The following is a 12402-nucleotide window of genomic DNA, read 5'->3' as shown; positions in this document are numbered from 1 at the left end:
CCTTGCTGGGTCGGCTTTCGTGGCTGTCAGCGCTTCCCGTAGCCCTGCGTTACCCGGTCGATGACGACCGCCAGCGCGACAATCGCCAGCCCTGCCTCGACACCGCGTCCAACATCCAGGGTCTGGATGCCCACCAGCACATCCTCGCCCAGGCCGCGCGCGCCGATCATCGAGGCCACCACCACCATGGACAGCGCCATCATCACCGTCTGGTTGAGCCCGGCCATCAGGCTGGGCAGGGCCAGCGGCAGCTCGACGTGGCGCAGCCGCTGCCAGCGGCTGGCACCTAGGCAGCGTGCCGCTTCGCGAACCGAAGGGTCGACCTGGCGCAGGCCCAGGTCGGTCAGGCGAACCAGCGGCGGCAGGGCATAGATCAGCGTGGCGAAGATCGCCGGCACCTTGCCCAGGCCGAAGAGCATCAGCACAGGGATCAGGTAGACGAAGCTGGGCAGGGTCTGCATGACGTCCAGCAGCGGCATCAGCAAGCGGCGAGCCAGCGGTCGGTAAGCCAGCAGTACGCCCAGCGGCACGCCGATGAGTACGCAAAGGCCGGTGGCGATCAGTACCAGGGCGCAGGTCTGCAACAGCTTGTCCCAGAGCCCGACTACGCCGATCAGGAACAGCAATGTCACCAGCAGTAGTGCGCGCTTCCAGCTGCGCCCGGCGTGCCAGGCGAGCAGCCCCATCAGCGTCAGGAGCAGCCACCAGGGCGGCAGGCGCAGGAGGTTTTCCAGCAGGGTCACCAGTTGCAGCAGGCTGTCGGACAACTGCCGCAACTGGTCGCCGTAGTTCAGGACCAGGCTGTCCACCAACTGGTTCACCGGCCCGGCAATGGAGTGATGCAGGCCTTGCGGGAAGCTCGAACTCACAGCGCCGCCTCGACCTTGGCGCGGACCGCTTCGCTGACCCACGGATGCCAGACCTGCGGGTTGGCCCTGAGGAAATCGCGGGCGGCTTCGCGCGGCGGCTGGCGCGTCTCGCTCATCTTCGCCAGGGAGGCATTGAGCAGGCCAATGGGGAAGTCGACCTTCTCGAATACGCCCACCAACTCCGGATAGTCGCGATGGAAGGGCGCGGATACGCCGACTGACAGGCGCGCCGGCATCGAACGGGTGCCGCGCGGGTTGGGGTTCTTCGCGTCGCTCAGGGTCTTCCAGGCCTCGGCGTCGAACGGCGGTTCTTCCAGGCGTACCAGCTTGTAGCGACCCATCAGTGGAGTAGGCGACCAGTAGTAGAACAGCACTGGCTTGCCGCGTCGGATCGATGAGGCGATCTCGGCATCCAGGGCCGCGCCGGAGCCGGTGCGGAAGTTGGTAAAGCTGTCGGTCAGGCCGTACGCCTTGAGCTTCTGCGAGTTGACGATTTCCGAGGTCCAACCGGTCGGGCTGTTGAGGAAGCGTCCCTTGTCCGGCGATTCGGGGTCACGGAACACCTCGCGGTAGCGCGGCAGATCGGCCACCGAACGCAGTTCGGGCGCCAGGGGCGCGATGCCGCGCGCCGGGTCGCCCTTGATCACGTACTCGGGTACCCACCAGCCTTCATCGGCATTCTTCACGGTATCGCCCAGACCGAATACCTTGCCTTCGGCCTGCGCCTTGACCCAGGCGGGGCTGCGCCCGGCCCATTCTTCGCCAATCACCTGGACGTCGTTGCGTGCCAATGCCGCTTCGAGGCTGACCGTGCTGCCGGGCAGGGTATCGGTGGGGTAGCCGTAGCCCTGTTCCACCAGCAGACGCAGGACTTCGGTGATCAGGCTGCCGCTTTCCCAAGTGAGTTCGCCGAAATGGATGGGCGTCCTGTTGTCAGCCGCGTGGGCCGCGGAGGTCAGCAAGCCGAGGGCGAGTGCGGCGCCGCCGAACCAGCGTTTGAACGATTGCATGCAAGGTTTCCTCGTGAAGGTGAGGTTGCGGGCGCGCCAGGGCACGCCCGTTCGGCCTCAGAAGTCGTAGGTGAGCTTGGTGTAGTAGAAGGTTCCCTCTGGAGCGGCCGGGGATAGGTAGCTGTACTGCTGGGCCGGGGTCTGGCGCAGTTGGTCGTTGTACTTGTCCGGGCGGCTGTCGAAGAGGTTGTTGGCCCCGACCGAGACCTTGAAGCTGCGGTTGAATGCGTAGTTCAGGTCGAGATCGGTGACCCACTGCGCGGAGAAGGTCTGGTCGTACTGCGCCGCACTCTCGTCGGCGGCGTACTTGCGGTATCGGCCGAAGCGGGTTTCGTAGAGGCTGACGGTCCAGGGACCGAAGCTGTGCACGGCGCCCAGCACCAGCTTGTCTTCCGGATAGCCGTGCTCCAGGTAGCCCTCGGATTCGCGGGTGACGGTGACAAAGCCGTTGGGGTTCTCGTGAATCTTCTGCACCCGCGTACGGGTCTTGGTGTAGCCGGCGGACAGCGCCAGGTTGCCGTAGGCGCCCAGTTCCAGGTTGTACTTGCCCACCACGTCCACGCCTCGGGTGCGGGTGTCGGCGGCGTTGGTCATGAACTGAGCCCAGCTGTACTGCCCGTAGCCCGCCTCGGTGAGGATGCGCTCGGCCTCGGGACCATAGATGCCGCCGCTGTAGAGGATGCGGTCGCGGATGTCGATCTGGTAGGCATCCACAGTCAGTGAGGCCTGCTCGCTGGGGCGCCAGACCAGGCCCAGGGAGTAGTTGTCGGACTTCTCCGGCTTGAGCTTCTCCGCCCCCAGGGCGCGCGCCGCCGGATTGTCCACGGGCAGCATGCGGGTCAGGACCGGGTTGCCATCGGCTCCGACGTTGGTGGTAGTGGTCCAGGAGGTGCCGATCTGCCCGAGTGTGGGTGCGCGATAGGCGTTGTTGATGGTCGCGCGCAGGCCCAGTTGCGGGGTCAGTTCGTAGCGCGCGGAGAGCTTGCCGGTGGTGGTGTCGCCGAAGTCCGAGTAGTGCTCGGTACGTGCGGCGAGACCGAACTGGAAGCGCTCGGTCAGCTGGTTTTCCAGGCCCAGGTAGAGGCCGCGTACCTGTCGGGTATAGGTGTCGGCATCGTCCGGCGTCAGCCCTGAAGCCTGCACCGCGCCGACCTGCACGCCATCGATACCGCCGTAGGAGTAGGAGGCGAAGTCGCCTTCCTCCAGGCGGTAGCGCTCGTCGCGCCAGGCCAGCCCGGCGGACAGCGTCAGCGGCTTGAATGCCCAGTCCACGTCCACATCGCGGCTGTAGTCGAGGTTCAGGTTGGTCTGCTCGTTGATCAGGGTGGCGACGTCGAACCTGGTCTGGGTGGCCACGCCATAACTGGGGTTGACGGTGTCCGAGGCACGTTCGGTGTGTTTGTCGCGGCCATAGGTGGCGGACAGGTCGAAGCGTCCGAGGGATTCGTCCTCGTAGCGCGAACCGAAGGTCAGCGAGGCATCCTCGTAGTGGTATCGGTACTGCGGGATGGTGCCGTTGGGGTAAATCTGCGGCACGTTGTTGGGGCTGCCGGCCAGCAGTGGCGGTGTGTTGTTGTAGGAGGTATCGCGGCCGTAGGTGCCGAAGCTGTAGAGGCGCCAGGCATCGTCCAGGCCGATCTCGCCGTTGGCCGCCAGGTTGAATTTCTCCCGGCTCGCGCCGCCCCAGCGTGGGTCCTGCCACTGGCCGTCGGCCTGGTACTTCTCGCCGATATCGTCGGGCTTGTTGTTCAGGCCGTTGAAGCTCAGGGTGAGGAAGCCATCGCCTGGCAGAGCCAGCCCGTACCAGCCGTCGGCGGACTTGCTGAAGCCATCGCCCTGGCTGTACTTGCCCAATTGCGTGGTGGCCTGGCCGCCGCTGTCGCGTTCCTTGAGGACGATGTTGATGACCCCGGCGATGGCGTCGGAACCGTACTGGGCGGACGCGCCGTCACGCAGCACTTCGACGTGGTCGATGGCGCTGATGGGGATCATGTCCAGGTCCACCGACTGCGCGCCGATGAAGGGGACGCCGCCGGAGATGTTCACCACCGCCGAGGCATGCCGGCGCTTGCCGTTGACCAGCACCAGGGTCTGGTCCGGTGACAGCCCGCGCAGCGAAGCGCCCTTCGGGTCCTGGCCGCGGGTGGCGCTCTGGTTCTGCGGGAAATTGAACGACGGCAGCAGTTGGAACAGGGCCTGGTTCAGGCTGGTGGCGCCGGTCTGAACCAGCTCGCTGGCGTTGATCACGTCCACCGGCGCGCTGCTGGTCAGCGCGGTGGCGTCCTGGCGACGGGTGCCGATGGCAACCACGCGGTCCAGGGTCGGAATGGTCGAATCCGCCGCTGCGCCATTGGCCCTTAGGCTGGCGTTGCCGACCTTGCGGACGACGAAGGCGCCGTCTTCGCTGACCTGAAGTTGCAAGCCGGTGCCGCGCAGCGCGGCGTCCACCGCCTGTTGTGCGGAGTAGGTGCCATCGACCGCCGATGACGAGTAACGCCCCACTTCTGGCGTGAAGGAAATCACCTGGCCGCTCTGCCGGCTGATCGACAGCAGCACCTCGTCCAAGGGCCCCGACGCGATGTGGTAGGCCTGCGAGGGCCCGGCAGCCAGCGCCGAACCGAGGAACAGGGCGGCGAGCGATCCCAGGGTCAACGCCCCGGCCTTGCGGATGAAAACGGAATGACGCGACATGACTCCCCCAGAGGATGCGCCGCAAAAGGCGGCGCTTACGTCATCTCTGTGCAGCGGCGTGCGAGAACCTTGCAGATCGATTGGTTATGTCCTTAGAACCGCCCTGGTAACGGTGCGGTATCAGGCGGGCCCGACGTTGACCCACAGGTCCGTGCGTCGCGCGATGCGGATCGGCAAGGTGCGGGCGAGGGTGTCCAGTGCCTGGTCGCTGTCGTCCAGGCGGAAAAGTCCGCTGACGCGTAGCCCGGCCACCGCCGGGTCGACGCGCAACACGCCGCTGCGGTAGGGGCGCAGTGCGTCGAGAACCTCCGCCAGACGCTGGTTGCGTACTTCCAGCAGGCCGTCCACCCAGGCGCCTTCACCGCCCTGCAAGGGCGCTGGCGGGGCGAAAGCGTAGCGGTCGAAGATCACTTGCTGGCGGCGCGGCAACTGCATCCGCTCGCCGGCCAGGGTGGCCAGTTCCAGCGAACCCTCCAGTGCGCTGGCCGCGCAGCGCTCCTCGTCCAGCCGCAATTGCAGGCGGCCGCCCTGGCTGAGTACCTGGCCGAAAGGGCTGGCGATCAGCAGCGGACGCTTGTCAGCGGCCACGCGCAGCTGGATTTCCCCGCGTCGCAGCCGCAGCAGGCGGCGCTGCGGGGTGAAGTCGATGTCCACAGCGCTGCGCGCGTTAAGCACCAGTTCGCTGCCATCGTCGAGGGTGATGCGCTGGCGTCTGCCGGTGGCGGTGCGCAGGTCCGCGGTCAGCTCCTCCAGGGGCAATTGACGGTCGGCCAGCAGGCCGGCGCAGAGCATCACACCGGCGCCGGCCAGGGCGCCGTGCAACAACCTCCGGCGACTCGCGCCGGCGGCGCCGAGGGTGCGCTGCAGTTGTTCGCCGCGCACGCCCTGGGCCTGGGCCACGCGGAATGCGCCAAGGGTGTGTTCCAGTCGTTCGCAGAGTTGCTGGTGGCGCACGTCCTGCTCGCGCCAGGCGATGAACGCCTGCCAGTCGTCACGACTGGCGTGGCCGGAGCGCAGCAGTACCAGCCAGCGAGTGGCCTGCTCGATCAGCAGTGCCTGTTCCTGTTCGCCGGTCATGACAGGCTCGCCTTGAGGCAGCGCTGCAGGGCCCTGGCCATGTAGTCGCTCACCGAGCGCTGGGAGATGCCCAGGGTGCGGGCAATCTCCGGGTAGGTCAGGCCGTCGATCTGCGACAGCAGGAAAGTCGCCTTCACCTTCGCCGGCAGGCCGTCCAGCAACTGATCGATGCGTTGCAGCGCTTCCAGCAGTTCGGCGATCTGCTCGGGCGAGCGCTCGTCGGCCGCTTCGGGATCGAGGCTTTGCAGGTAGGCTCGTTCCAGATCGCGGCGCCGCCACAGCTGGAACAGCAGGCGGCGGGCAATGGTGGTGAGCAGCGCGCGAGGCTCGCGGATCGGCGCCAGGACCGGGCTGGCCAGTAACTGGACGAAGGTTTCCGCCGCCAGGTCCTCGGCGCTGGCGCCGGATTCCAGGTGCCGTCGCAGGCGGCCTTGCAGCCAGTCATAGTGCTGGCGGAACAGCAGGCCAACATACTGGCCATGGGAATTGTCGGCACCGGACATGACGGCTCCAGAAACTTGAGTGATGCGAGGGAGTCCGGTGTTCCGGTGGAGGCATCCTAGCAAGGCGTCTTATTCTTTAAAAATAGCTTTGTAAAAGATGTTTATAACCAAAATTCACATTTTCCAGGCCTGATCAGCGACCCGGATGCAGCATTGCCAGACCCAGTGAGACGGCCTCGCGCTCGTAGTCCAGCAGCACCTGATAATCCGCTTCGACTGCCGGCAGAATGCGGCGGATGCGCAGCGCGGTGGACAAGTGCGGATGCTGTGCCAGGGCCTGATTCATGGCCTCACGGATGTCCCTGGCGTCTGCTTCGCCGGCGGCGGTGATATAGGGCAGGGCGGGGCTCGGCGCGCTTCGTTGCAGCAAGCGGACTCCGCGGGTCTCCGCCGGTGAATGGAGCGCCAGGTAGGCGAAGGTGACGCTGTCCATCGCGATCAGGTCGACGCTGCCTTCGCGCAGCCATGCCAGGCTCTGGCGGTGGCTGCCGCTCCACTGCAGTTCGCTGAAGTAGCGGCCGTTTCGCTGCCAGGGAGCCAGCGCGTGGCGCAGCAGGTTCATGCCGGTGTTCGAGTCGGGATTGTTGGCCGCGCCCCGACAGCCACGCAGGGAGTCGAGATCGTTGCGCGGTTCGTCCTCGCGCACCAGCAGCAGGCTGCAATGCTCACCGCCGGTGCTATGCGGAAGGTCGAAATCCGGTCGGCCGATCAGTCGGACACGGCCGCGCAAGGCGGTCATCAGCGGATAGCCACAGGTCTGGGTGAAGAGCAGGTCCGGGGTCAGGAACAGGGCGTGCAGGTCATCTCCCTGCCAGCGCTGCCGGCGAACGCCCAGCAGTTCAAGCGTATGGGCGATCCAGGCTTCGCTGGCGTGGCGCACGGCCTCGGGCGCCGTGTACATCGGCAGTTCGGCAATGGCGCGGGTCATGCTGTCGGCTCCGTTCCGGCGAAGGGGTGTCGCGGGCTGTCGACGGGCCGCACGGCGTGGCGGCGGATCAGTTCACCGTAGCCGCGCACGAGGAAGCCGCCACTGCGCTGCAGCCAGTAGTCGCGGTGCGCGAAGTACAGCTGCGGCAGGCGGTACCAGGGCGCCCAGGGCAGGTCGTGATGGACCAGGTGCAGGTTGAGGTTGAGGAACAGCCACCGCCAGGGCCAGCCGGCTTCGTTGAGCACGCTGCGATGCTCCGGCGCAGCGGCGGGGCGGTGCTCGTAGAAGGAGCGCAGCATGCCCAGGGCCAGCGCCGGCACGCTGACCCAGACGATATAGTGCAGCGCGGACAGCCGGCTGAAATGCTCCACGAATGCCAGCAGCAACAGGCACAGAATGCCGTGGGTCGACCACATCAGCCAGGCCTGCCGATCGCCGCGCCGCAGCCGGCGACCTTCTTCGATGGCGAGGCCGCAGAGGGCTATCGGCGCGCCTATCAGCAGGCGACCTAGCACGGTCTTGTCGGCCCAGCGCAACACCCGCGCCGGCATGCGCAGGCGGTGCCAGCCGGCATGGCCGATGTAGCGGCTCTCCGGGTCTATTCCAGGCAGGGTCAACTGCTCATCGCGGTGATGGGCCAGGTGGCTGTCGCGGTACAGCTCATAGGGATACCAGAGGGCATAGGGACCATAGCCCAATAGTCTGTTCAGCCAGGGCAGGCGGGTAGGGTGGCCGTGCATCAGTTCATGCTGTACCGACATCCACAGCGCGACGACGGGAACCAGCAGCAGGGTAGTCGGCCACACACCGAGCCAGGGGCTGGCCAGCAGCAGGGCGAACCAGCTTGCCTGGACACCGATCAGCAGCAGCCAGGTCGGCCATTCGCTGGCGCCGAGACGGTCGCGTTCCAGGGCATCGCGCAGTAGTTGCCAGTCAAGCGCCAACGGCGCCTCGGCGGGTGGCAAAGGTGGCATGGGGGCTCCCGGGCAGGTCAGTGGATTCGAACCGCTACGCAGGTCCGCTGAGATGTCTGTGGAGCGAGGCGGGAAAATCTTGCAGAACCTTTGGGCATAGCCTTATGCCCGGACGTGAGCGACAGGCGAGAACCTGCTGCAGGCGCCGCCAGCTCTGGCCTGCGGCTTGTCGCGCGGAATACGGGTGAAACCCATGGTCGACCCCTGTGGTCCCACATGTTAGGGTCCTTGGGCTCCCTTTCACGTCCGCAATGGCTACCCACGGCCGCGCGGCACGCCCTGAACATGGAGAAATGGCTCATGTCACGTCCCGTACCTGGGGGACCTGTCGACACGGCCATGGTCCCGCATAGCGAGGCCTCAGCCACTGCGCTGCTGAACCTCTGGCTCAGCCGCCCGCAGCAGACCGCACTGTTCCTGGATGTCGACGGAACCCTTCTGGACATCGCCGAATCACCCGACGCGGTCGTCGTACCGCCCGGGCTGCTCGATGCGCTTACGCACCTGCATCGCCGACTCGATGGTGCCCTGGCCCTGATCAGCGGCCGACCGGTCGAAGAACTCGACCGGCTCTTCCAACCCCTGCGTCTCGCTGCCAGTGGCGGCCATGGCGCGCACTGGCGCGAGAGCGGCGATAGCCCGCTGCGCCGAACCACCAAGGACTTGCCCGCCAGCGTGCGAGTGCAATTGAACGCCCTGGCGAACCGGCATGTCGGAATCCATGTCGAGGACAAGGGCAGCAGCTATGCGCTGCACTACCGCACCGCCCCCTCGCTCGCCGCAGAATTGCGCGTCCAATTGCAGGCCTTGCTGCGCGCCCCAGAAAGCGCCGGCCTGCGGCTGCTCAATGGCAAGCAGGTCTACGAAGTCGTTTCCGAAGGCGTCGACAAGGCCCGGGCGATCCAGCGCCTGCTGGCCACGCCGGGTTTCGCCGGACGCCTGCCGCTGTACCTCGGCGACGATGTCACCGACGAACCCGCCATCGCGCTGATGCCATCCCTGGGCGGCCTCGGCCTGTCCGTCGGGCGTGCCTTGCCCGGCGCCAGCGCGGTGTTCAGCGACGCGGAACAAGTCCGTGACGCATTGATGCAAGCAGGAGGAATTCACCGATGACGAACCGGCACGAAGGTGCTCTTGAACTGGGCCTGATCGGCAATTGCCGGGTGGCGGCGCTGGTCGATCCGCAGGCGCGTATGGTCTGGTGGTGCTACCCGAATTTCGACAGCGATCCAGCGTTTTCCCGGCTGCTGGCCGGCGATGACGAGAAGGGCTTTGCTGATGTGGTGCTGGAAAACCAGGTCAGCAGCACCTCCGATTACCAGCGCAACACAGCGATCATCACCACCGTGCTGCGCGACGACAATGGTGGGGCAGTACGTATCACCGACTTCGCCCCGCGCTTCCTGGAACACGGGCACATCTACCGGCCGGCGCAGTTGTGTCGGTTGATCGAACCCATCGAAGGCGTACCGAAGATCATCTTGCGCGTACGTCCGACCCACGGTTACGGCACCCCCAGCCAGGGCGTCACGGGCTCCAGTCACATCCGCTACCTGGAGGGCGAGGAGCCGCTGCGCCTGACCACTGATGCGCCGCTGGCCTACATCCAGCATGAAACGCCGTTCGCCCTGCGTCATTCGGTGAGCCTGGTGATCGGCATGGACGAGCCGCTGGGCAATGCCCCCGGCGAAGTGGTCCGCGACTACCTCAAGCGCACCCAGAACCACTGGCACGACTGGGTGCGCGGCCTGGCCATCTGCTTCGAATGGCAGCCGGTGGTGATCCGCTCGGCCATCACCCTGAAGCTGTGCAATTTCGAAGACACCGGGGCGATCATCGCCGCCGCCACCACCTCCGTGCCGGAGGCCCCGGATTCCCAGCGCAACTGGGACTACCGCTACTGCTGGCTGCGCGATGCCTACTTCGTAATCCTTGCCTTGAATCGCCTGGGTGCCACGCGGACCATGGAGGGCTACATCGACTTCATCACCACCGTGGCCAGCGGCGACGCCGAGCTCAAGCCGCTGTACGGGATCATCCCCAACCAAGACCTCACCGAACGCATCGAGCCGGACCTCGCCGGTTTCCTCAACCACGCGCCGGTGCGTGTCGGCAACCAGGCGGTGGAACAGAACCAGCACGACGTCTTCGGTTCGGTGGCGCTGGCGGTACTGCAGAGCTTCGTCGACGAGCGCCTGCCCAACCCCAGCAGCGAGGGCATGTTGCAGTTGCTCGAGAACCTCGCCGCCAAGGCCGTGCACGCAGCCTTCGAGCCGGATGCCGGCATCTGGGAGTACCGGGGCCGCCAGCGCATCCACACCCATTCCGCGCTGCTCTGCTGGGTCGCCTGTGACCGCGTCGCGCGCATTGCCAAGCGCCTGGGCCGAAGCGAAGAGGCCGGCGGCTGGCTGGACAAGGCGGCCAATCTGCGCGAACGCATCCTCGCCGAGGCCTGGAGCGAGAAGAAGCAGTGCTTCACCGGCGCCTTCGGTCATGATGACCTGGATGCCAGCGTCCTGCTGATGAACGAACTGGGCATCATCGAGGCCGACGATCCGCGCTTCATCGCCACCGTCGAATGCATCGGCCGCGAACTCAACATCAACGGGCAGATGCTGCGTTATGCCGCGGCGGACGATTTCGGCGTGCCGGAAACCGCCTTCCTGGTGGTGAAGTTCTGGTACCTCGATGCGCTCGCCGCCATCGGCCGCACCGACGAGGCGCGCGAGCTGTTCGAGCAACTGATTGCCGCGCGCAACCGCTACGGGCTGCTCTCCGAAGATTTGCACCCACACACCGGCGAGCTCTGGGGGAATATCCCGCAGACCTACTCCATGGCCGGCCTGATCAATTCCGCCATGCGACTTTCCATTGGCTGGGAGGAAGGTCTATGCCGCGCCTCGTGGTGATTTCCAACCGGGTCGCGATCCCCGATGAAAACGGCCCGGCGCCGGGCGGGCTGGCCGTGGCGGTCGAGGCCGCCATGCGCAACCGCGAGGGCATCTGGTTCGGCTGGAGCGGCGAGAAAGCCGAGGAGCCGGGCCCGCCAACCATGGTCCAGCGCGATAACCTGCAGTACATCCTCACCGACCTGCACCCGCAGGACTTCGACGAGTACTACAACGGCTTCGCCAACCGCGTGCTCTGGCCGATCCTGCATTACCGGGTGGACCTTGCGGAATTCAACGAAGCCGAGTTCGGCGGCTACCAGCGGGTCAACGAATTCTTCGCCGAGCGCCTGAGCCCGTTGCTGGAGGAGGACGACGTCCTCTGGGTCCACGACTACCACCTGATTCCCCTTGCCTCGGCCCTGAGGCAGCGCGGGCATGGCAACCGCATCGGCTTCTTCCTGCACATCCCGATGCCGCCGGCCGATCTCATCACCGCACTGCCGCACCACGATGAACTGATCCGCGCGCTTACCCAATACAACCTGATCGGCTTCCAGACCGAGAACGACGCCAGCAACTTCGCTCGTTACCTGACCCGCGTCGTTGGCGCGGCGACGCCCGATGGCCGCCGCTATCACCTGGAAGACCAGCATTTTCGTGTGGGGGTGTTCCCTGTGGGCGTGGATGCCGCCGGCTTCCGCCAGCTCGCCGAAGAGGCCTCGCAGAGCCAGGCCGCCGAAGACCTGCGCGAAAGCCTGGGCGGCCGCGCGCTGATGGTAGGGGTGGATCGGCTCGACTATTCCAAGGGCATCGTCAATCGCCTGGACGGTTACGAGCGCTTCCTCGAGCGCAATCCGGACTGGCACAACCGCGTGACCTGCCTGCAGATATCTCCGGGCAGCCGCCAGGATATTCCCGAGTACGCCGACATCGACGCCGCCGTGAGCTCGCGCGTAGGCCACATCAATGGGCGGTTCGGCGCCGTGTCCTGGGTGCCGCTGCGCTACGTCGCGCGCAACCACCAGCGCGCGGACATCGCGATGGTCATGCGCCACGCGCGCATCGGCCTGGTGACGCCGCTGCGGGATGGGATGAATCTGGTTGCCAAGGAATTCGTCGCCGCGCAGGACCCGGACGACCCCGGTGTGCTGATCCTCTCCCAGTTCGCCGGCGCCGCTGCCGAACTGGGCGGCGCGCTGATCATCAACCCCCATGATCGCGATGCCCTGGCCGATGCCATGCAGCAGGCACTGCGCATGCCGCTAAAGGAACGCCAGGCGCGCCACCGCGACATGTATGCGGTGCTGGAGGCCAATGACATCCGTTTCTGGGGGCCGAGCTTCATCGATGCGCTGACGCGGCCGGGGAGGGCGCTGAACTGGCTGTCGAACCATTACCTCAGTCACTGAGGTACAAATGAAAAAACCCGCCTTGGCGGGGTTTTTTGGGGTATTCAAGG

At 66.1% G+C, this 12402-nt stretch carries 10 protein-coding genes; 3 read left to right on the top strand and 7 right to left on the bottom strand.

Features of this window, described 5'->3' with window-relative positions:
• Positions 1–26: 26 nt before the first annotated feature.
• The 7 genes from AC2T4A_RS21110 to AC2T4A_RS21080 all read right to left on the bottom strand — a co-directional run bounded on the left by AC2T4A_RS21110 (position 27) and on the right by AC2T4A_RS21080 (position 8052).
• A complete protein-coding gene (locus AC2T4A_RS21110; RefSeq protein ID WP_486741699.1) occupies positions 27–869 on the bottom strand; it encodes an ABC transporter permease in 843 nt (280 codons plus the stop codon).
• Entirely contained in the window at positions 866–1879 is a 1014-nt protein-coding gene (locus tag AC2T4A_RS21105) for an ABC transporter substrate-binding protein (RefSeq protein WP_486741698.1), read from the bottom strand. The genes AC2T4A_RS21110 and AC2T4A_RS21105 overlap by 4 nt, the downstream gene beginning before the upstream one ends.
• Positions 1880–1936: 57 nt before the next feature.
• A complete protein-coding gene (locus AC2T4A_RS21100) occupies positions 1937–4570 on the bottom strand; it encodes a TonB-dependent receptor domain-containing protein (protein WP_486741697.1) in 2634 nt (877 codons plus the stop codon).
• 120 nt (positions 4571–4690) lie between these two features.
• Complete coding sequence (locus AC2T4A_RS21095; protein WP_486741696.1) at positions 4691–5647, bottom strand: FecR domain-containing protein; 957 nt, start codon at positions 5645–5647, stop codon at positions 4691–4693.
• A complete protein-coding gene (locus AC2T4A_RS21090; protein ID WP_413352082.1) occupies positions 5644–6150 on the bottom strand; it encodes a sigma-70 family RNA polymerase sigma factor in 507 nt (168 codons plus the stop codon). The genes AC2T4A_RS21095 and AC2T4A_RS21090 overlap by 4 nt, the downstream gene beginning before the upstream one ends.
• 133 nt (positions 6151–6283) lie before the next feature.
• Positions 6284–7078, bottom strand: a complete 795-nt coding sequence (locus AC2T4A_RS21085) for a phosphate/phosphite/phosphonate ABC transporter substrate-binding protein (RefSeq protein WP_486741695.1) — start codon at positions 7076–7078, stop codon at positions 6284–6286.
• Positions 7075–8052 (bottom strand): fatty acid desaturase, encoded by a 978-nt coding sequence (locus tag AC2T4A_RS21080; RefSeq protein WP_486741693.1) that lies wholly within the window; start codon positions 8050–8052, stop codon positions 7075–7077. Before AC2T4A_RS21080 ends, AC2T4A_RS21085 begins: the two co-directional genes overlap by 4 nt.
• Positions 8053–8352: 300 nt before the next feature.
• On the opposite strand from AC2T4A_RS21080, the gene otsB reads away from it, so the two are divergent.
• From otsB to otsA, 3 genes are read left to right on the top strand one after another with little or no spacing between them, the layout of a single operon-like run.
• Entirely contained in the window at positions 8353–9165 is an 813-nt protein-coding gene (gene otsB / locus AC2T4A_RS21075; RefSeq protein ID WP_478377969.1) for a trehalose-phosphatase, read from the top strand.
• Positions 9162–10961 carry a glycoside hydrolase family 15 protein gene (locus tag AC2T4A_RS21070; RefSeq protein ID WP_486741692.1) on the top strand — a complete coding sequence of 600 codons (1800 nt, stop codon included), beginning with the start codon at positions 9162–9164 and terminating at the stop codon, positions 10959–10961. Before otsB ends, AC2T4A_RS21070 begins: the two co-directional genes overlap by 4 nt.
• Positions 10943–12352 (top strand): alpha,alpha-trehalose-phosphate synthase (UDP-forming), encoded by a 1410-nt coding sequence (otsA, locus tag AC2T4A_RS21065; protein WP_478377967.1) that lies wholly within the window; start codon positions 10943–10945, stop codon positions 12350–12352. The genes AC2T4A_RS21070 and otsA overlap by 19 nt, the downstream gene beginning before the upstream one ends.
• Positions 12353–12402 lie beyond the last annotated feature (50 nt).

It is taken from the genome of Pseudomonas sp. PVC-3-1, assembly GCF_057444315.1.
This window is presented reverse-complemented; position numbering and strand designations above follow the sequence as displayed.

Bases quoted from the DNA above. Each gene is read 5' to 3' on its own strand.
- AC2T4A_RS21090 (WP_413352082.1), bottom strand. From the start codon at position 6,150: ATGTCCGGTGCCGACAATTCCCATGGCCAGTATGTTGGCCTGCTGTTC.
- AC2T4A_RS21105 (WP_486741698.1), bottom strand. From the start codon at position 1,879: ATGCAATCGTTCAAACGCTGGTTCGGCGGCGCCGCACTCGCCCTCGGC.
- otsB (WP_478377969.1), top strand. From the start codon at position 8,353: ATGTCACGTCCCGTACCTGGGGGACCTGTCGACACGGCCATGGTCCCG.
- AC2T4A_RS21085 (WP_486741695.1), bottom strand. From the start codon at position 7,078: ATGACCCGCGCCATTGCCGAACTGCCGATGTACACGGCGCCCGAGGCC.
- AC2T4A_RS21100 (WP_486741697.1), bottom strand. From the start codon at position 4,570: ATGTCGCGTCATTCCGTTTTCATCCGCAAGGCCGGGGCGTTGACCCTG.
- AC2T4A_RS21080 (WP_486741693.1), bottom strand. From the start codon at position 8,052: ATGCCACCTTTGCCACCCGCCGAGGCGCCGTTGGCGCTTGACTGGCAA.
- AC2T4A_RS21070 (WP_486741692.1), top strand. From the start codon at position 9,162: ATGACGAACCGGCACGAAGGTGCTCTTGAACTGGGCCTGATCGGCAAT.
- AC2T4A_RS21095 (WP_486741696.1), bottom strand. From the start codon at position 5,647: ATGACCGGCGAACAGGAACAGGCACTGCTGATCGAGCAGGCCACTCGC.
- otsA (WP_478377967.1), top strand. From the start codon at position 10,943: ATGCCGCGCCTCGTGGTGATTTCCAACCGGGTCGCGATCCCCGATGAA.